Origin of the sequence: Streptomyces sp. NBC_01352 (assembly GCF_036237295.1) — a bacterium.
Classification (GTDB): domain Bacteria; phylum Actinomycetota; class Actinomycetes; order Streptomycetales; family Streptomycetaceae; genus Streptomyces; species Streptomyces plumbiresistens.
In genome coordinates this window covers 1,438,365-1,457,431 of sequence record NZ_CP108354.1, presented here as the reverse complement: position 1 = coordinate 1,457,431, position 19,067 = coordinate 1,438,365, and the positions used below count along the sequence as shown (strand labels likewise).

15 protein-coding genes, 3 pseudogenes and 1 riboswitch are annotated in these 19,067 nt (G+C 71.5%); of the genes and pseudogenes, 11 read left to right on the top strand and 7 right to left on the bottom strand.

Annotation, left to right across the window (positions count from 1 at the left end):
* Nucleotides 1-110: 110 nt before the first annotated feature.
* Nucleotides 111-611, top strand: a complete 501-nt coding sequence (locus OG252_RS07010; RefSeq protein ID WP_329334515.1) for a metallophosphoesterase family protein — start codon at nt 111-113, stop codon at nt 609-611.
* Between the two features lie 111 nt (nt 612-722).
* Nucleotides 723-1,637, top strand: coding sequence for an aminoglycoside phosphotransferase family protein (locus tag OG252_RS07005; RefSeq protein WP_329334513.1), 915 nt, complete (start codon nt 723-725; stop codon nt 1,635-1,637).
* Nucleotides 1,638-1,754: 117 nt separating this feature from the next.
* Here OG252_RS07005 and OG252_RS07000 read toward each other — a convergent pair whose 3' ends face one another.
* Nucleotides 1,755-2,858, bottom strand: coding sequence for an XdhC family protein (locus OG252_RS07000; protein WP_329334511.1), 1,104 nt, complete (start codon nt 2,856-2,858; stop codon nt 1,755-1,757).
* 246 nt (nt 2,859-3,104) lie between these two features.
* Here OG252_RS07000 and OG252_RS06995 point away from each other — a divergent pair, with 246 nt between their 5' ends.
* The 4 genes and pseudogenes from OG252_RS06995 to OG252_RS06980 form a co-directional block, all read left to right on the top strand.
* Nucleotides 3,105-5,075, top strand: a complete 1,971-nt coding sequence (locus OG252_RS06995; protein ID WP_329334509.1) for a translation factor GTPase family protein — start codon at nt 3,105-3,107, stop codon at nt 5,073-5,075.
* Nucleotides 5,076-5,161: 86 nt separating this feature from the next.
* A complete protein-coding gene (locus OG252_RS06990; protein ID WP_329334507.1) occupies nt 5,162-7,027 on the top strand; it encodes a cellulase family glycosylhydrolase in 1,866 nt (621 codons plus the stop codon).
* 12 nt (nt 7,028-7,039) lie between these two features.
* Nucleotides 7,040-7,159: pseudogene (locus OG252_RS06985) on the top strand (MerR family DNA-binding transcriptional regulator); the annotation flags it as partial.
* A pseudogene (locus OG252_RS06980) lies at nt 7,158-7,537 on the top strand (nucleotide disphospho-sugar-binding domain-containing protein); the annotation flags it as partial. The pseudogenes OG252_RS06985 and OG252_RS06980, both read left to right, overlap by 2 nt.
* Before the next feature lie 3 nt (nt 7,538-7,540).
* Here the strand turns inward: OG252_RS06980 and OG252_RS06975 are convergent.
* A complete protein-coding gene (locus OG252_RS06975) occupies nt 7,541-8,794 on the bottom strand; it encodes a YncE family protein (RefSeq protein WP_329334505.1) in 1,254 nt (417 codons plus the stop codon).
* A gap of 171 nt (nt 8,795-8,965) precedes the next feature.
* Between OG252_RS06975 and OG252_RS06970 the strand changes: the two genes are divergently transcribed.
* Nucleotides 8,966-9,643 carry a TetR/AcrR family transcriptional regulator gene (locus tag OG252_RS06970; protein ID WP_266451284.1) on the top strand — a complete coding sequence of 226 codons (678 nt, stop codon included), beginning with the start codon at nt 8,966-8,968 and terminating at the stop codon, nt 9,641-9,643.
* Nucleotides 9,644-9,744: 101 nt separating this feature from the next.
* Here the strand turns inward: OG252_RS06970 and OG252_RS06965 are convergent, their stop codons facing one another.
* Nucleotides 9,745-10,974, bottom strand: a complete 1,230-nt coding sequence (locus OG252_RS06965) for a glycosyltransferase (RefSeq protein ID WP_266453106.1) — start codon at nt 10,972-10,974, stop codon at nt 9,745-9,747.
* Nucleotides 10,975-11,225: 251 nt separating this feature from the next.
* On the opposite strand from OG252_RS06965, the gene OG252_RS06960 reads away from it, so the two are divergent.
* Entirely contained in the window at nt 11,226-13,157 is a 1,932-nt protein-coding gene (locus OG252_RS06960; RefSeq protein ID WP_266451285.1) for a ricin-type beta-trefoil lectin domain protein, read from the top strand.
* A gap of 66 nt (nt 13,158-13,223) precedes the next feature.
* Here OG252_RS06960 and OG252_RS06955 read toward each other — a convergent pair whose 3' ends face one another.
* Together OG252_RS06955 and OG252_RS06950 are read right to left on the bottom strand one after the other, a co-directional pair.
* Nucleotides 13,224-14,870: a VWA domain-containing protein gene (locus tag OG252_RS06955; protein ID WP_329334501.1), complete on the bottom strand. Its 1,647-nt coding sequence runs from the start codon at nt 14,868-14,870 to the stop codon at nt 13,224-13,226.
* Nucleotides 14,871-14,972: 102 nt separating this feature from the next.
* The gene (locus OG252_RS06950; protein ID WP_329334499.1) at nt 14,973-16,091 is read right to left on the bottom strand and encodes an AAA family ATPase; all 1,119 of its coding nucleotides are present in this window, start codon (nt 16,089-16,091) and stop codon (nt 14,973-14,975) included.
* Nucleotides 16,092-16,248: 157 nt separating this feature from the next.
* On the opposite strand from OG252_RS06950, the gene OG252_RS06945 reads away from it, so the two are divergent.
* Both OG252_RS06945 and OG252_RS06940 read left to right on the top strand, forming a co-directional pair.
* The gene (locus OG252_RS06945) at nt 16,249-16,806 is read left to right on the top strand and encodes an RNA polymerase sigma factor (protein WP_329334497.1); all 558 of its coding nucleotides are present in this window, start codon (nt 16,249-16,251) and stop codon (nt 16,804-16,806) included.
* Nucleotides 16,799-17,773: a CU044_5270 family protein gene (locus OG252_RS06940; RefSeq protein ID WP_329334495.1), complete on the top strand. Its 975-nt coding sequence runs from the start codon at nt 16,799-16,801 to the stop codon at nt 17,771-17,773. The genes OG252_RS06945 and OG252_RS06940 overlap by 8 nt, the downstream gene beginning before the upstream one ends.
* A gap of 1 nt (nt 17,774) precedes the next feature.
* Here OG252_RS06940 and OG252_RS06935 read toward each other — a convergent pair.
* Both OG252_RS06935 and OG252_RS06930 read right to left on the bottom strand, forming a co-directional pair.
* Nucleotides 17,775-17,988 (bottom strand): annotated as a pseudogene (locus tag OG252_RS06935) (bifunctional 5,10-methylene-tetrahydrofolate dehydrogenase/5,10-methylene-tetrahydrofolate cyclohydrolase); the annotation flags it as partial.
* 60 nt (nt 17,989-18,048) lie between these two features.
* Nucleotides 18,049-18,133, bottom strand: a riboswitch (ZMP/ZTP riboswitch).
* 21 nt (nt 18,134-18,154) lie between these two features.
* Complete coding sequence (locus OG252_RS06930; protein ID WP_266451290.1) at nt 18,155-18,523, bottom strand: nuclear transport factor 2 family protein; 369 nt, start codon at nt 18,521-18,523, stop codon at nt 18,155-18,157.
* A 177-nt stretch (nt 18,524-18,700) separates the two neighbouring features.
* On the opposite strand from OG252_RS06930, the gene OG252_RS06925 reads away from it, so the two are divergent.
* A complete protein-coding gene (locus OG252_RS06925; protein ID WP_266451291.1) occupies nt 18,701-19,006 on the top strand; it encodes a hypothetical protein in 306 nt (101 codons plus the stop codon).
* The last annotated feature ends 61 nt before the right edge of the window (nt 19,007-19,067 follow it).

The following is a 19,067-nucleotide window of genomic DNA, read 5'->3' as shown; positions in this document are numbered from 1 at the left end:
GAGCCCTTTGTCCATCTCCGGCCCACCGTCGAGGACGCGTGGCGTGTCCCGGCGACGGGGTCGCGGCGGGCCTGCGGATCCCGTCGCCGTCGCGCGGGTAACCTGGCGCGGTGCGCCTGCTGTTGATGTCCGACACCCACCTCCCACGGCGGGCCAAGGAGCTTCCCGCGCCGCTGCTCGCCGAACTCCCGCGCGCCGACGTCGTGTTCCACGCCGGGGACTGGGTCGACACGGCCACGCTCGACCTGCTGGAGGCCCGCAGCGCCCGGCTCGTCGCCGTGTACGGCAACAACGACGGACCTCAGCTGCGCGCCCGGCTCCCCGAGGTGGCGTACGCCGAACTCGGCGGCCTGCGCTTCGCCGTCGTCCACGAGACGGGCGCCGCCCAGGGCCGTGAGGCACGCTGTGCCGCGCGCTTCCCCGACACCGATGTCCTGGTCTTCGGGCACAGCCACATCCCCTGGGACACCACCGCCCCCACGGGGCTGCGCCTGCTCAACCCCGGCTCGCCGACCGACCGCCGCCGCCAGCCGCACTGCACCTACATGACCGCCACGGTGGCCGACGGCAGCCTCATGGACGTACATCTGCACCGCCTGCCCCCGCGGTAAGGAACCGGGCGACCGTTCCGTCATCCGTCGTGCCGCGCCTACCCCCGGGCAGCGGCACCACACCGCCAATTCGTTGGACATCCGCGCCCTCGCCCCACTGGACTGGACGGCGTGCTGATCGACGCCACCCTCGTACGCCGTCTGCTCGCCGCCCAGTTCCCGCGGTGGGCGCGGCTTCCCCTGTCCCCGGTTCGGCAGTCCGGCATGGACAACGCCACCTTCCGGCTCGGCACCGGCCTGTCCGTACGGCTGCCGCGCTACGCCCACTGGGCGGGCCAGGTGGAGCGCGAACACCGCTGGCTGCCGTACCTCGCCCCGCACCTGCCCCTGCCCGTCTCCGAGCCGGTGGCGCAGGGCGAACCGGGCGAGGACTACCCGTACCCGTGGTCGGTGTACCGGTGGATCGAGGGGGACACGGCGACGACCGAAGGACTGGTCGATCCCGTCGGCACCGCATGTGACCTCGCCGGGTTCATCAAGGCTCTGCGGTCGATCGATGCCACCGGCGGTCCCGGGCCCGAGCCGAGCAACGCCTTCCGTGGCGTACCGATGGGCGACGCATCGGATTCTCTGGCCGCGGATTCACTCGTACGGGGCAGGATCGACGCCCTGGAGAAAACGCGCCTGGTTGACACGGACGCGGTGACGGAGGTCTGGGAGGCCGCCCTCGCGGCCCCTGCCTGGGACCGGCCGCCGGTGTGGATCCACGGCGACCTCGACGCGGGCAACCTGCTGACCGTTCAGGGCAGGCTCAGCGCGGTCATCGACTTCGGGACGCTGGCCGTGGCCGACCCGGCGGTGGACCTGCTGCCCGCCTGGAAGGTCCTGCCGGGCCCGGCGCGGGACGCCTTCCGGGAGGCGGTCGGCCTCGACGACGCCACCTGGGCACGGGGCCGCGGCTGGGCCGTCGCGGGCTCGCTGCCGGTGCCGGACGACCCGTTCTTCCAGGCGGACCACGCCCGGGTGACGGCCGCCCTGCGTCACCTCCACGCGGTCGTCGAGGACCACCGCCGCCACGGCTCCTGACGGCTCAGGCCCGGTCGAGAGGCCTTTCGAGCGTGCCGGTCACCGTATTGCCGTCATGGTCCTTCAAGGACGAGGACCAGGACTGACGAGGACCAGGAACGAGGACCAGGACTGGGGTCAGGACTCGTTCGGATGGATCGCCCCCGCCGTCGCCGTCAGCGGGGCGCCGCTGCCGCCCCAGCGCAGCGCGACGATCTCCGCGGCGACGGACACGGCCACCTCCTCGGGCGTACGGGCGCCCAGGTCCAGGCCCACGGGGGAGCGCAGCCGGGACAGCTCGCCCGGGGTGAGGCCGGCCTCCGTCAGCCGTCGCATGCGGTCGTCGTGGGTGCGGCGGCTGCCCATCGCCCCGATGTACGCGGCCGGCCGGCGCAGCGCCTCCTCCAGCAGCGGCACGTCGAACTTCGGGTCGTGGGTGAGGACGCAGATCACCGTGCGGTCGTCGGTGTCGGTGTCCCGCAGGTAGCGGTGCGGCCAGTTCACGACGACTTCGACGCCCTCGGGGAAGCGCTTCGGCGTGGCGAAGAGGGGGCGGGCGTCGCACACCGTGACCCGGTAGCCGAGGAAGTCGCCGATGCGGGCGACCGACGCGGCGTAGTCGATCGCGCCGAAGACCAGCATGCGCGGCGGGGGCGCGAAGGAGTGCAGGAAGACGGTGACCGCGTCCTCACGGCGTTCGCCGTGCGGGCCGTAGTGTCTGAGTCCCGTGGCGCCCAGGGCGAGTTCGCCGCGCGCGTCGGCCGTGACCGCCACGTCCAGGCCCGGCGTGCCGAGCGTGCCGGCGACCCGGTCGGGCCACACCGCGAGGGTGGCTCCGCGTGGCGCCGGCCCGTCGGTCACCGTGGCCACGGTCACCGGACGGCCGGCGGCGACCGACTCGGCGACCGCGCCGAAGGACGGATCCGACTCCGGGGTGACGGGCCGGACCAGCAGCGTGATCTCGCCGCCGCAGGTGAGCCCGACCGCGAAGGCGTCCGCGTCGCTGTACCCGAAGGTCTCCAGGCGGGCCTCCCCGCTCGCCACCACCTCCTGGGCGAGTTCGAAGACGGCCCCTTCCACGCAGCCGCCGGACACACTGCCCACGACCTCGTCCCCGGGACCCACGGCCATGGCCGCACCGGGATCGCGGGGCGCGCTGCGGCTGACCGCCACCACCGTGGCCAGGCCGAAGGGAGCGCGGGCCGCGTACCAGCCGCTCAGTGCCGGGAGAATGTCACGCACGATCCGCTCCTTCCACGCAAGCCGCGTCGGCTCCTCTCACCCTGTCACCCGGGTGAGCCGGGCGCTGATCGAGAACCTCCCGGACGCCACTGGTCGAGCGTTAATCCGTTGCGGCCGCGGCCCCGGACCTGCTGCACTTCAGGTGACCTTGTCACGCGTCACCGCACGAGCCAGGAGCACCAATGCGCGCACCGTTCATGTCCGCCCCGGAAGGAATGACCTCCTCTTCAAAGGACATGACGCTTCGTGCATCTGCTCAACCTCGGAATCCTCGCGCACGTCGACGCTGGTAAGACCAGCCTGACCGAGCGGCTGCTGCACTCGGTCGGGGTGATCGACGAGATCGGCCGTGTCGACGACGGGAACACGCAGACCGACACCCTCGCGCTGGAGCGCCGGCGCGGCATCACCATCAAGTCCGCCGTCGTCTCCTTCGCGATCGACGACGTGACCGTCAACCTCATCGACACCCCCGGACACCCCGACTTCATCGCCGAGGTGGAGCGGGTGCTCGGTGTCCTCGACGGCGCCGTGCTCGTCGTCTCGGCCGTCGAGGGCGTCCAGGCGCAGACCCGGGTGCTGATGCGGACCCTGCAGCGCCTGCGCATTCCCACCCTCGTCTTCGTCAACAAGATCGACCGTCGGGGCGCCGATCACGAGGGCGTGCTGCGGGCGATCTCCGAACGGCTCACGCCCTCCGCCGTACCGATGGGTACGGCCGGCGGACTCGGCACCCCGGGCGCCCACTTCGTCCCAGGGCTCGGCCCGGCCGCGCTCGACGTCCTCGCCGACCATGACGACGGCCTGCTGTCCGCCTATGTCGAGGGCACCGTCTCCGACGCCCGGCTGCGTGCCGCCCTCGTCGACGGGACGCGGCAGGCTCTGGTCCACCCGGTGTACTTCGGCTCCGCCGTCACGGGCGCGGGTGTGGACGAACTGATCGAGGGGATCAAGGAGTTGCTGCCCGCCGCCGACGGCGACCCGGACGGCCCGCTGTCCGGCACCGTCTTCAAGGTCGAACGGGGCCCGGCGGGGGAGAAGGTCGCCTACGCGCGGATGTTCTCCGGAACCCTGCGCACCCGCGACCGGATTCCCTTCGGCGACGCCCGCGAGGACGCCAGGATCACCGCGATCAGCGTCTTCGAACACGGCACCGACGTCCGCCGGGACACCGTTCCCGCGGGCCGGATCGCCAAGCTCCGGGGACTCGCCGACATCAGGATCGGCGACTCCCTCGGCGAACCCCGCAAGGCCTACGGCCAGGTCTTCGCCCCGCCGACCCTCGAAACCGTCGTCGTCCCCGGCCCGGGCACCGACGGCAGAGCCCTCCACCTCGCGCTCACCCGACTCGCCGAACAGGACCCGTTGATCGGCCTGCGGCACGACGAGGTACGGCGGGAGACCTCCGTGTCCCTGTACGGCGAGGTGCAGAAGGAGGTCATCCAGGCCACCCTCGCCGACGAGTTCGGACTCGATGTCACCTTCCGGGAGACCACGCCCCTGTGCATCGAGCGGCCGGCCGGCGCCGGGGCGGCGGCGGAGTTCATCAAGAAGGACGCCAACCCCTTCCTCGCGACCGTCGGACTGCGCGTCGACCCGGCGGCGCCGGGCACGGGGGTCGGATTCCGCCTCGAGGTGGAGCTCGGCTCCATGCCGTACGCCTTCTTCAAGGCCGTCGAGGACACCGTGCGCGACACCCTCGGCCAGGGTCTGCACGGCTGGCAGGTCACCGACTGCACGGTCACGATGACCCACTGCGGCTACTGGCCCCGGCAGAGCCACTCCCACCAGGGCTTCGACAAGAGCATGTCGAGCACAGGGGCCGACTTCCGCGGACTGACCCCGCTGGTCCTCGTCGAGGCGCTCAGGCGGGCGGGCACCCAGGTGCACGAGCCGATGCACCGTTTCCGCGTCGAGGCCCCGGCTGACACGCTCGGCGCCCTGCTGCCGGTGCTGGCCGCACTGCGGGCCGTACCGCAGACCACCGAGACACGCGGCGACACCTGCGGACTGGAGGGTGTGGTTCCGGCTGACCGGGTACATGAACTGGAGCAGCGGCTTCCGGGTCTCACCCGGGGCGAGGGAGAACTGGAGAGCGCCTTCGAGCACTACGCGCCCGTCACGCACGGCACGTTGCCGTGCAGGCCACGCACGGACAGCAACCCGCTGAACCGCAGGGAGTACCTGCTGAACGTGACGCGCCGGGTCGGCGGGTGAGGCCCGGCCGCCGAAGCGGATGCCAAAAGTAGAAACTTACTCAGCAGTCAGAACTGTTGACGTTGTCACGAAATCACCGGACTGTAATGGACATGCCGAATATACGCGCGCGTCTGCTCGTTGTTCTGGTTGTCCTCTCCGGATTCCTGACGGCGACGGGCGTGAGACCCGCCACCGCCGAAGCCCTCCCCGACTCCCTCTGGTTCGACGACACCCCCGTCACCGTGCAGGACGGCCGCTTCACCGACGGCCTCGGCCGCGAGGTCGTCCTGCGCGGCTACAACGTCTCCGGCGAGACCAAACTGGCCGAGAACAACGGCCTGCCCTTCGCCTCCGTCGCCGACGCGAAGAAGTCCGCGACCGCGCTGCGCGCCCTCGGCGGCGGCAACTCGGTCCGCTTCCTGCTCTCCTGGGCCTACGCCGAACCCGTGCGCGGCCAGGTCGACGAGGCCTATCTGGCCGCCGCCACCGCCCAGATGAGGGCCTTCCTCGACGCCGGTATCCGCGTCTACCCCGACTTCCACCAGGACCTCTACTCCCGCCACCTCTTCGACCCCGACAGCTGGTACACGGGCGACGGCGCCCCCAAGTGGGCCGTGGACGCCGGGAACTACCCGGACGAGAACTGCGGGATCTGCCTGTTCTGGGGCCAGAACATCACCCAGAACGAGGCAGTGAAGCAGGCGTCGTACGACTTCTGGCACAACGCGTACGGCCTCCAGGACGCGTTCCTCACCACCGCCCAGAAGACGATGGCGTACGTCAAACAGCACGTCAGCGCCGCCCAGTTCGCGGGCGTCGTCGGCTTCGACCCCTACAACGAGCCGCACGCCGGCGTGTACGACTCCGGGCAGACCAGCCGCGCCTGGGAACGCGACGTGCTGTGGCCCTTCTACGAGAAGTTCCGCGCCCGCATGGACACGGCCGGCTGGCAGGACAAGCCCGTCTTCGTCGAGCCGAACCTGTTCTGGAACGCCAACATCAGCTTCCAGAAGCAGGAGGGCGGACTGCTGGACGCCGGCACCCTCGGCCCGGACTACGTGTTCAACACCCACTTCTACGACCAGAGGGCCATCTCCGGGATCTTCATGCCGGGCAAGGCGGGGGACGGACAGTACTCGACCGACTTCGGCACGGTCCGCGACCGCGCCGCGGCCACCGACACGGCCGGGATCATCAGCGAGTTCGGCCACCCCTTGGCGGGCAACGTCTCCGACAAGGCACCCACCGTCCTCAAGGGGATGTACCAGGCCCTTGACTCCCGTCTGCCGGGGTCGAGTTGGTGGTCCAACCCGACCGCGTCCGGCCCGGTGCTCTCCGGCTCGCAGTGGCAGTGGGACATCTACAACGGACGTCACCACGAGTTGATGAACGGCAACCCCGACAAGGTGCTCACCGCCGGCGACGCCTGGAACGACGAGGACCTGTCGGCCGTACGCCTGAACGACTCGGGGACGGCCGTGCTGCGCCAGGACGCCCGGCTGCTCGACCGCCTCTACCCGAGCGCCACCGCGGGCACGACCGTCGCCTTCACCTACGAGGACCGCTCCCGCGACGGCTCCACCACCCTGACCTGGAACCCGGTACCGAGCTCGCTCCCGAACGTCTCCCGGCTGGTGGGATCCGGACAGTACGGACTGCTGCTGTGGCGCTCCGACGGCACGTCCGCGCCCACCGAACTGCACCTGCCGGCGACCTTCCCGACCGCGACCACCACGGTCGTCTCCGACCTGGGCACGTCCTACGCCCCGCCGGCCTACACCCGGACGACCCCGATCGCGGCGGCCCACGAGCCGGGCGGCACGGGCAGCCGCCGCCTCCTGCTCACCGCACCCGACAACGGCGTTCTGCACTACGCGCTGGTGACCAACGGGACGACCTCGCCCCCGGCGGACCTGCTCGCCGCGGCCAAGTCCGAACTGTCGGCGTGGGCGGCACAGCGGGCCGGCTGACCGCGCCCTGGAGTGGTGGTAGGCACGCTGCACCACTATGACAAGGCCGACCTGCTCACGCCGAGCGCACGCAGCCGGGCCGGATACCGCCTCTACGACGAGGCAGATCCGGCCCGGCTCCAGCAGATCCTCAGCGCCGGACGCGGCCGACGGGGATGACGTCCCGACGATTGGGGAAGTCCCGAACGCGTTTCCTTTCCCGCGGGTTGCCGCGGTGGTGCACCACGCCGGTGCGGGCACCGCGGCGGCCGGGCTGCGGGCGGGGTGCCCGCGGTGCCCGTGCCGGTGACGGCGGACCAGCCGTTCTGGGCGAGTCGGCCGGCCGCGATCGGTGCCGCCGCCGCCCCGATCCCCTTCACATCCCTCAGCGCCGAAGGGCTCGCCGACGCCCTCGGCCCGGTCGTGCGGCGGCAGACCTACGCGCGCGCCGCCTCGGTCGCCGCGCGGCACCTGGCGACCGAGGACGGGGCGGGTCAGGCCGTCAAGGCCCTTGAGCGGCTGACGGGTTGAGCCTCAGGAGGCCGTGCCCGTCCAGCCCGCTGTCACGTGGCCGAGGCGTACGCGCTGCGGGTGGTCGCCCACCGGGACGGACACCGTCTTCTTGCCGGTGGCGAAGTCGATGGCCGTGACCTGGTCGGCGCCGCTCTCCGAGACGACGCAGCTCTTGCCGTCGCCGCTGACGGTCGCCCAGTAGGGCTTGGCGACGGGCACGAGCGGGCCCTCCTGGAGCGTGGCCCGGTCCACGACGGTCGCGTAGTCGTCCATCGTGCCCGCCACGCACAGCTTGGAGCCGTCCGGCTTCATCGAGATGCCGTGGTGGCGCGAGTCGTTGACGAAGGTGGTGCGGTCGTCGCTGGTCGCCGGGTTCTTCGGCAGGGTCTTCGTCCGGGTGATCTTGTCGGTGGCGATGTCGTACTCGAAGAACCCGTTGAAGAACGACACCTGGAAGTACAGCTTGGACTCGTCCGGCGAGAAGACGGCGGGCCGTACCGCGTCGGAGTACTCCTTGAGGCCGATGGCGTCCAGCCGCTGCCGCATGTCGATGACCTTGACCTGCTTGTACGTGGTCGCGTCGACGACGGTGATGAGCCGGTTGCCCTTCGTCCAGTCCAGCCACGGCGCGTCGGTCGCGGTGTTCACGTCGCCGATGGACATGTTCCAGATGTACTTGCCGTCGTTGCTGAAGATGTTCTCGTGCGGCTTGTCGCCGGTGGCGAAGGAGCCGAGCTGCTTGCCGGTGACGATGTCCAGCACGTGCACGGTGTTCCCGGTCGACGCCGACACCGCGACCCGCTTGCCGTCGGGGGAGACCGCCATGTGGTCCGAACGGTAACCCGACACGGGGAAACGCCAGTTGATGCTCCCGGTGGCCAGGTCGATCGAGACGACGTCGGCGAAGCTCGGCCGCGAGACCACCACCGACCTGCCGTCCGGCGTGGAGTACATGTCGTCGACGAACTGGTCGTGGCCCTCGCCGACGCTGTTGCGGATGGTCATGAAGGCGATCCACCGGATCGGATCGGCGTTGATCTCCGCCATCCGCTGGTCCTTGTCGGGAATCACGTTGATCCGGCCGACCTTCGCGAAGTCCCCGGACGACTTGATGACGTCGGCGGTGCCCTCCCAGTTGTTGCCCACGAACATCACCTCGCGCAGGGCCGCGGTCGAGGAGTCCGGCGCGGCGCCGGCGACGGTCGCGGGGGCGGTGACGGCAAGGACCAGGGCGGCGGCCATGGAGCAAAGGTGCCTGGGTCTGATAGCAGGCATGACTGCTCTCTCCTCTGGGGTGGGCGGGTGCCGGGGGTGGCGACGAAATCTGAACACGGGTGCATTCAGAGTTGACTTACTCGAAAGTAAGGAGGGGGCGGCCTTCTCGGCAAGACCGCGTACACGACAAACTTGGTGTCCCACGACGGGCGAGGCAGTGAGGAGGGCACGGTGGCGGGCAGGCTCAAGGCGCCGAGCGGCCGCTATGGCGGCAAATCGGCCGAGGAACGGCAGGCCGAGCGGCGCCGCCGTTTCCTGGACGCCGCACTCCAGCTCTTCGGCGACGTCCCCGGATACCGCGGCACCACCGTCGCCGCGCTCAGCGAGGCCGCCGGGCTCTCCACGCGCCAGTTCTACGAGGAGTTCCGCACCCTCGAGGACGTCCTGGCCGCGCTGCACCTCCAGGTCAACGACTGGGCCGAGGAGGCCGTCCTCGCCGCGGTGCTCGGCGCGCAGCACCTGCCCCTCGCCGAACGAGCCGCCGCCATCTTCCGCGCGTACGCCGCGAACGTCACCGCCGACCCGCGCCGCGTCCGCATCACCTTCGTCGAGATCATCGGCGTCAGTCCCCGCCTGGAGGAGCAGCGCCTGGCCCGCCGCGCCCGCTGGGTCGACCTCGTGTGTGCCGAGGCGGAGGCGTTCGTCGCGCGGGGGGAGGCGGCGCCCCGTGACTACCGGCTCGCCGCGACGGCGTTCATCGGCAGCGTCAACGGCCTGCTGCACGACTGGAACGCGGGGTGGGTGGAGGCCACGCTGGACGAGGTGGTCGACGAACTGGTCCGGCAACTGCTGGGGATTCTGCAGCCGCCGGGGTGGGTGCCGGGCGGCTCCTTGCACCAGCCCGCCTAGGGCCTGTCCGGCGGATCAGGTCGCAGGAAATCGGCGGCGCGTACTCAACGCAGATGGGCGTGCCAGGCCCCGCGTCTGCGGCATGATCCGCCGGACAGGCCCTAGCCGCCCAGCCGGTTCACCGCGTCGAGCACCGGCGTCACCCCGTCCTCGCTCCGGATGCGCACCCCCAGCGCCCGCGCCCGCTCCCCGTACCCGGGTTCACGCGTGGCCCGTACGAGCGCCGAGGCCAGCGCGTCGGCCGTGAGGCGGCGCAGCGGCAGCGTGCGCGGGGCCACGCCCAGGCCGACCAGCCGCGCCGCCCAGAACCCTTCGTCGAACTGGATCGGCACCGGAACGGCCGGCACCCCCGCCCGCAGCCCGGCCGCGGTGGTGCCCGCCCCCGCGTGGTGGACGACCGCCGCCATCCGCGGGAAGAGCAGGGAGTGCGGGACCTCGTCGATGGTCAGCATGTCGTCGCCGGACGCCTCCAGCCCGGCCCAGCCGCGCTGGATCACCCCGCGCAGTCCGGCGGCCCGCAGGGCGCGCACGATCTCGGCGCCGAGCCGCCGCGGATCGGGCACGGTCGCGCTGCCCAGCCCGACGAAGACCGGCGGCGGCCCGGCGCCGACGAACTCCTCCAGCCGGGACGGGAGCCGGGTCCGACCGTCGTACGGCCACCAGTAGCCCGTCACGTCGAGCCCGGCCCGCCAGTCGCGCGGCCGGGCGACCACCAGCGGACTGAAACCGTGCAGCACCCGCCAGCCCTGCCGCTCCCGGGTCCGCAGCCCCGCGGTGGTACGTGCGCGGGGCAGCCCCAGCCGGGCCCGCACGGGCGGTACGGCCGCGGCGAAGACCTGCTCGACGGCCAGGCTCACACCCACCCCGGCGACCCGGTTGCCGAGGGGCCCCCAGGAGCCGACACCCAGCATCGGCGGGGGGAACTCCCGGGTGGGGGAGAGGGGTTGGAGGTGGACGCCCATGCTCGGCAGGGACAGCCCCTCGGCGATGGTGTGCCCCAGCGGGCCGAGGGAGGCGGCGAGGAGCAGCGCGTCGCTGGTGCGGGCCGCCGCCACCAGATCGTCGGTCATCCGCCCGGCCAGCGCCCGCGCCATCGCCACCACCCGCACCAGCTTGCCCACGCCGGTGGCGCTGCGGTGCAGCCCCCGCCCGCGAGCTGACTCCAGCTCCGCCCGTGGGTCCACCGGCAGCGGATGGAACCGCAGCCCCGCCCGCACCGCCAGTGGCTCGAACCGGGCGTGGGTGACCAGGGTGACCTCGTGTCCGGCCTGGGCCAGGCCGTGCCCCAGGCCGGTGTAGGGGGCCACGTCACCCCGGGATCCCGCCGTCATGATCGCTACGCGCACGACGGCCAGTATGGCGGAGGGGGCGCGCCATACCGGGCGAACGACCCGTGCACAACGGCGAGTTCACCCTTGTCACATCCGTTGACTTGCTCCTCCGGTGGCTCTACGTTCGGCGCGCACACCGTTCGAAGAACCGATCTCCGTTCGAAATCCCGACCGTCTCGGGTGTTCTTCCCGCACGAAGGAGCCGCATGTACCCCCCACCGCGTTCCCCCCGATCGGCCGTCAGAGGCCTGATGCAGCGCTGCAGAGCCACGGCCGTACGCGCCCTCGTCCTCGCCCTGACCGCGACGGCCGCCCTGCTGTTCGTCCAGCCGGCTCCTGCGCTCGCGGCGACGGCCCGTCAGATACCGGTGCCCACCGCCCCGATGGGCTGGGCCTCCTGGAACAGCTTCGCCGCGAAGATCGACTACAACGTGATCAAGCAGCAGGTCGACGCGTTCGTCGCCGCGGGCCTGCCCGCGGCCGGGTACAAGTACATCAACATCGACGAGGGCTGGTGGCAGGGCACCCGGGACGGCGCCGGCAACATCACGATCGACGAGACGGAGTGGCCCGGCGGGATGAAGGCCATCGCCGACTACATCCACAGCAAGGGCCTGAAGGCGGGCATCTACACCGACGCCGGCAAGGACGGCTGCGGCTACTACTACCCGACGGGCCGGCCCGCCGCACCCGGCTCGGGCAGCGAGGGCCACTACGAGCAGGACATGCTCCAGTTCTCGAAGTGGGGCTTCGACTTCGTGAAGGTCGACTGGTGCGGCGGCGACGCGGAAGGGCTCGACGCGAAGTCCACGTACCAGGCCGTCAGTGACGCGGTCGCGAAGGCCACGGCGACCACCGGACGCCCGCTCACCCTTTCCCTGTGCAACTGGGGCTACCAGAACCCGTGGAACTGGGCCCCGGGCCAGGGCGCGATGTGGCGGACCAACACCGACATCATCTACTGGGGCAACCAGCCCTCCATGTCGAGCCTGCTGACCAACTACGACACCAACCTGCATCCCACGGCCCAGCACACCGGCTACTACAACGACCCGGACATGCTGATGGTCGGCATGGACGGCTTCACCGCCGCCCAGAACCGCACCCACATGAACCTGTGGGCGATCTCCGGCGCCCCGCTCCTGGCCGGCAACAACCTGGCGACCATGACCGCGGAGACCGCCGAGATCCTGAAGAACCCCGAGGTCATCGCGGTCGACCAGGACCCGCGCGGCCTCCAGGGCGTCGAAGTCGCCGAGGACACCACCGGGGCGCAGGTCTACGGCAAGGTCCTGTCCGGCGCCGGCAACCGCGCGGTCGTCCTGCTCAACCGCACCTCCGCCGCCAAGAACATCACCGTGCGCTGGTCGGACCTCGGCCTGACCAACGCCAACGCCACCGTCCGTGACCTGTGGACGCGGTCCAACATCGGTACGTACGGCACGAGTTACACGACGAGTGTCCCGGCCGGCGGCTCGGTGATGCTCAAGGTCACCGGCGGCACCGAGGCGGCGAGCAGCACGTACACCGGCACGTCGAGCTTCACCGGCGTGGTCGCCGGGAGCACCGGCCTGAAGACGGTCGACGTCTCCTACACCAACAACACCTCCACCGCCCGGACGGGCACCCTCCAGGTCAACGGCCAGACGCCCACCAAGGTCTCCTTCCCGCCGACCGGATCCAGCCCGGGCACGATCTCCGTCGCGGCCTCCCTGTCCAAGGGCTCCGCCAACACACTGGCCTTCTCGGGGGCGTCGGGCATCGACTCGATCACCGTCAGACCCCTGCCCGGCACGAACGGCACACTGGCCGTCGGCCAGGAGTCCGGACGCTGCCTCGACATCTACGACAACACCATCACCAACGGCACCCAGGCCGAGCTGTGGGACTGCAACGGCGGCCAGAACCAGTCCTGGACATACACCTCCCGCAAGGAACTCGTGGTGTACGGCAACAAGTGCCTCGACGCCTACAACCTCGGCACCACCAACGGCACCAAGGTCGTCATCTGGGACTGCAACGGCCAGGCCAACCAGCAGTGGAACGTGGGCAGCGACGGCACCCTCGTCAACGTCAACGCGGGTCTCTGCCTCGACGCGAACAACAACGGCACGGCCAACGGCTCCCTGCTCGTGCTGTGGACGTGCAACGGCGGCGCCAACCAGAAGTGGACGTTGACGTAACGTCCGCCCCGGACGAGACACACCACCTCGGCCACCGCGGCGCCGCCAACAGGCGGCGCCGCCTGCTCAGATCACGCGGAAGAGATCGGCGGCCGCGTGGACGTCGGTGAGGTCCTCGACGCAGCGCAGGTTGTCGCACAGGGCGTCCAGGACCGAGTCGGCCTCGGCGACCCGCGGGGCGCCGATGGCCACGCCGAAGACGCGGAGGCCCAGCCGGTGCTTGGCGTCGTTCCAGCCGCGCATCCACTGCTCGGTCACGCCGCAGTCGTCGTCGGTGAGCATCACGATGTCGCCGCGCATGCGGGCGGCGTCGTTGAACTCCTCCGCCAGCAGTGCGCAGGCCGCAGACAGCGGCCTCTGGTAGCTGGTGCCGCCGCCGAGGAAGGTCTCCGCGAATTCCAGGGTCCGGGCGATCGGGGCCGGCTGGCCGGCCGGGAAACGGAAGACCTGGAGCTTGTCGGCGGCGGAGAACAGGATGCCGACGAAGTCACGCCCCGCGTGCCGGGCCTGATCCAGCAGCGCCAGGGCGCACGCCTTGGCCCACGCCTCCCGGGTGACTCCGCCGGGCCCCGCCTCGTACATCGAGTGCGAGGTGTCGACGCACGCGATGATGGCCCCCTGGCCGGTGGTCTGCTCTCCCTGGCTGTCGTAGAGCATCAGCTCCCCGGCGGCGTAGCGCGCGGCGAACACCGCACGCAGCTCGGGCAGGCCGAGGTTGGCCAGCTCGGAGGGGATCACGCGGGAGAGGTCGTCGCCGAGGGTGACGCCGACCAGTTCCCCGGTGGCGTTCTCCACCCTGCGGGCGCGCTCACCGCCGGCCATCTGCCGGAAACGGCCGATCAGTTCGGCCCACTGGGCGAGACGACCGGTGCGCAGCCGCTCGGCGAGGCGGGCGCGCCGGTCGAACGGCAGCCGCTCCAGCTCGCCGGGACCGACGCCCCAGGCCCGCATCAGCGCGGCCTCCTCCCGCACGGCCTCGGCGGCCTTGGCCGCCGCGTTCCGCGCGGCGGCCCGGATGCCGGGGGCCGCCGCCGCGAGGGCCTGCGCGGCGTCCCGGGCGGCCTCCCGCGCAGCGGCCTCGGCGGCTTCCGCGGCCTCGATCGCCTGTTGCACGGCGTCGGCGGCCGGGGCCGGCACAGCGCCTTCCTCGCCTTCCTCGTCGGCCTGGTCGGCGGCCCGCTGGAGCGCCTCTCCCACGGCATTCGCCGCGCCTTCGGTGTCCTGCTGCGCCTTCTTCGCCCGCTCGGCCTGTTCCTGGGCATCCCGGGAGCGCTCCACCATCTCGCGCAGCGTGGCGGCCTGGGCGAGCACGGCCATGGCGGCGGCGTAGGGATCGCCGGCCGTCTCGCGGTGCAGCTCGGCGAACTCCGGTGACTCCACCAGCGCGGTGACGACCTGGTGGTTGACCAGCCGGGAGGGGTCCATCTCCGCGCGCTCGCGCAACCGCGGGTTGACCTTGTAGGCGGCCAGGAACGCGTCGGTCAGGAGGTCAGTGGCGTAGGTGGTGTGGTTGGTGTGGTCGTAGCGCTCGTTCAGCTCCTCGGCCAGCTCACGCAGTCCGGCCGACCGCTCGTAGGTGTCGCGCCAGGTGATCCGGTCGAACCGGTCCGCGACGACGACCGTCGTGTGCCGTTCGGGAGCGGCGGTGGACAGGCCCAGCCACCTCCCGGCCCGGCTCGCCAGCTCGTTGAGTTCGCTCGGTGTCTCGCCCATCGCCCTGATCCCCGGTGTTCAAAGCTGGGCCTGCACCATGCAGTATTGGCTCGATCGTGTGATGGTCGACTCCCGGGCTTGCGGCTTCCTGAGCCGTTCGGGCTACGCTGATCGCGCGATCTGGGACGCCGGGTACGGCGCCAGCGTGCGGGGCCCCCGCTCCATCGGAGTAATGGTTCGGGGCCTCCCCGTCGCCTCTGGCCGCACCCATGTAGCCAGGTCGTGAGGGAACCGGCCTCCCGGGCCCGGACCACGGACAGGATCCGTGTCGCCGTTCCGGGGCTGAGTACGCCGGGGACCAGTGCGCCCAAGACCGTTCGGGGCGTGCGGCTGAGTAGGCTCACTCTTGCTCAGTCCCCAGGAACGGTTGACCAGGTGCAGCACCTCGCGCTCGACGGTCGGCAGGTCGGTCAAGGCGACCGCTCGGCGGCCGTCGAGGAACGCGGACGCCTGGAGCAGGCCCACCGCCTGCCGCCAGCGGCGGTCGGAGGCGACGAGTTCCTTGCGGCGCAGGGCGGCCCGCAGCGTGCACACCGCGTCCACGATTCCCTCGGGGACGTCCACGGCGGGGACGGCCTCGGTCACGGCGTGCTGCAACGCGGCCAGCTCGACGGTGGTCCGGGCCGGTGCCACGGGGCGGCTGACGGCGGAGCGGACCAGCGCGGCGAAGTTCGAGGGATCCGCCAGGTACCCGACCTCGATCCGCACCAGCAGCCGGTCGTAGATCGCGGCCGTGTCCTCCCCGCTCGGCAGCTCGTTGCTCGCCGTGATGGCCCCGATCAGGGGGCAGCGGATCGGCTCCCCGCCGCTCTCCGGGTGGTAGATCCGCTCGTTGAGGAAGCCCAGCGTCTCGTTCAGCGCCGCCGTGGAGCACTTGAAGATCTCGTCGATGAACGCGACATGCGCGGTCGTGGCACGGCCTTCGTAGACCTGGCGGTACTCGCCCCGGGCCAGCGCGGCGACGTCGACGGGACCGAACATCCTGGTCGGCGCGGTGAACTTGGACAGCAGGATCTCCCAGTACGACGCCCCCTCGACCCGGCCGGTGAGCTCCCGGGCCAACTCGGACTTCGCCGTTCCGGGCGGGCCGAGCACCAGCGAGTGCTGTCCGGCCAGCAGCGTCACCACCAGCGTCCGCACCACGTCGGCCCGCTCGTAGAAACGGTCCGACAACTCATCGCTGATCACCCGCAGTCTCTTGGCCGTGTCCTGCGCGTCCATGGTCAACTCCTTGCCTGCGGCGCCCCGGTCGGGCCGAAGAGACGGGCCTGTGTCCGAGCAAGATAACTTGACGGCCGCGCTCGCCCCCGGGACGGGAGCGACGAGCGTCACCCAGGACGGGTGTGACGATCACGAAGGTGCCGGACACGAACGGAACATGAGCAACGACGAGGACTTCGCCGCTGCCTATCGCGAGCACTACTGGGCGGTCAGCCGCTATGTCGCGCGGCGGTTGGACGGGCGTACCAGCGAGGTGGAGGAAGTGGTGGCGGACGTGTTCACGGTCGCCTGGCGCCGCCGGGCCGACCTTCCGGCGTCCCCCCTGCCCTGGCTGTACGGCGTGGCACGCAACTGCCTGGCCAACGCGGTACGCGGCCGCGGGCGCCGCCGACGGCTCGTCGACCGGCTCGGCAACGACGACACCGTGCACGGGCGGCACATCGCGGCAGGCCCCGACGCCGAGACACCGGGCGGCTGGGTGCACGACGCGCTCGCCCGGCTCTCCCCGGCCGACCAGGAGGTGCTGCGCCTGACGGCGTGGGAGGAACTCGGCATCGACGAGGTGGCCGTCGCCCTCGGCTGCGGCCGACGGGCCGCGTCGATGCGGCTGCACCGGGCCCGCCGCCGGCTGAGAGCCGAGATCGACCGCCTCCACCCCCCGCTCGCCGCCGGCGCACACCCGTCCAACCCGTCGAAGGAGCACGGCCATGGCTGACGAACTGGAACTCCTGCGCCGCGCCAACCCGGTCCCGGTCGACGCCCCCCACTTCGGCGACGGGCCCCTGGACCATCACGCCGAGCGGCAGCTGAACCGGCTCCTGCACGGGCAGACCCCCGGCCCCCGCAGCCGCGCCCGGCTGGCCTGGGGCCTGGTCGCCACCGCCGTCGTGGCCGCCCTCGCGCTGACCCTCGTACTCGGCGGCCCCAACACACCCCCCGCGGTCGCGGCCCCCCGCCCGCTGGTCGTGCGGGCCGACTCCACCCCCGTACCCCTTCAGCTGCTGGCCGAGCGTGCCGGGCAGGACGCGGCCGACGGTTCGCCCGGGCTGCGCAAGGGCACGCACGTCCTGACGTGGAGCATGGGGATGTCGCAGGACAAGCCCCCGGTCACGTTCGCCGAGGAGCGGATCGTGCGCTGGAAGGCCGACGACACGCACACGGAACTGGTCGTGGCGACCGATCCGAGGCATCCCGGCCGGCCGGTCCTGTCCGACGAGGACGGCGAACCCCGCCTGGTGGCGGACGGACACGTCATCAGCAGACAGACCTTCGGGCCGAGCTGGAGCGACGCGCCACCCGAGTCGGCGCCGCCGCACGACCCGACGCGGCTGCGCGCCTATCTGCAGGAGGCGGGGTACCGCGATACGCCGCTCAGCACGCCCCAACTGCTCGACGCCGTCGACGTGTTGCTCGATCACTGGACCCTCGGCGCCCGCGAGAACGCGGCGCTCGTCCGGCTCCTCGCGGATGCCGAGGGGCTGCGGCCGGTCGGTCAGGTGACCGACCGCCTCGGTCGGCGTGGTCAGGCGTATGTGTACGACGGTTCCGGCGCCCGCCGCATGCTGATCATGGACCCGGCCACGGGGGCCGTCCTCGGGCTGGAGAGCACCGCCACCGTCGCCGAGCCCGAGTGGGGCCTCAGGACCGGAGACGTCATGGAGTACAGCGCCTGGATGCGCTGATTCACACCCCGAGTTGCCGGGTGGCCGCGTCCACGGTCTGCTCCAGCAGCGTGGCGCTCGTCATCGGACCGACACCGCCCGGCACCGGCGTGATCAGGCAGGCCCGTTCCACGGCGGAGCCGACGTCGACGTTGTACCCGGCGTCGACCACCACGGCGCCGGGCTTGCCTGGCGAGCAGCAGCATGCCGACCGGCTTGCCGAGGATCGCGCTGCGGCGTCGTCAGTAACAAAGCCAGGGCCGCCGTCCTGACGATCCACTCCTGAGCTGAGTCCACGGGATCGCCCAGGCGCACGGCATTCGTTCACGGCGGGCCGCTCCCCGGTGGTGCTCAACCTCAGCGCCGGTCACGGCCCGCCGACAGCCTGACCTCCTGCTTCGGCTACTCGTCCCAGGCCTGGACCATGGTCTGGTCGGCGATCTTCCCGTCCCGCAGCGACACCATCGACTCGGAGAACACGCGTACCCCGTCGGAGTACTCGCAGCTCTCGGTGAAGGCGACGCGGTCTTCCTGGACGACGCACTGCTCGAGCTTGTGCGCCTTGATGTCGCGGCTGTACACGTCCTCGAGCATCTCGCCGATCTCGTCCCGGCCGTGCAGGACCTTGGGGTGGCTGGGCTGGGTGTTGCGGTCCACGACGCGTATCTCCGCGTCGTCCGCGTAGAGCGACAGAAGATTCGCCGCAGTGTGTCCTTCGATGGCCTGACGCAGGGTTTCGGCGTCGAAGCCGGAGCGTGCCGCACTGCCCATGGTGTGACCTCCTTCAAAAGGCCGCGGCCCGGCGCGGAGCGGGCCGGCGAGGGGCCTCTCCCTTCGAGGCTCCTCCGCCCCGGCGGGCTCGGCAAGCGCAGTCCGCGCGCTGCGCCTCACGGGTGAGCGGCAGCGGCCGCCCGTGTCCGGCAGGGCTCCTTAGGCGTTGCTGAGGGCATGATCTCAACACGACGTATCGTCGCCGCCGTGGGTCTTGCCGTCGGGGTCACCGGCCTCGCCGCTCCCCTCGCGAACGCGGCCGACGCGGCTGCCCCGGGTACCGGTCAGCTGAACCCCATCGCCACGCTCGACTCGCTCGTCGTGAGCGACCTTCCCGCGGAGCACAAGGGCGAGGTCCCGCGGATCTCGGAGCAGCTGGCCGCGCTCAACCGGGTCAACGAGCTGAACAAGCTGAACGAGCTGCACCAGGTCACCGACCTCGTCGCCCCCGTCACCGGGCTGCTGCCCGCTGTCCAGGCCTGACCGTTCCCGCCTGCTCCCCGAGGGCCGCCCGGATCTCTCCGGGCGGCCCTCGACGCGTGTC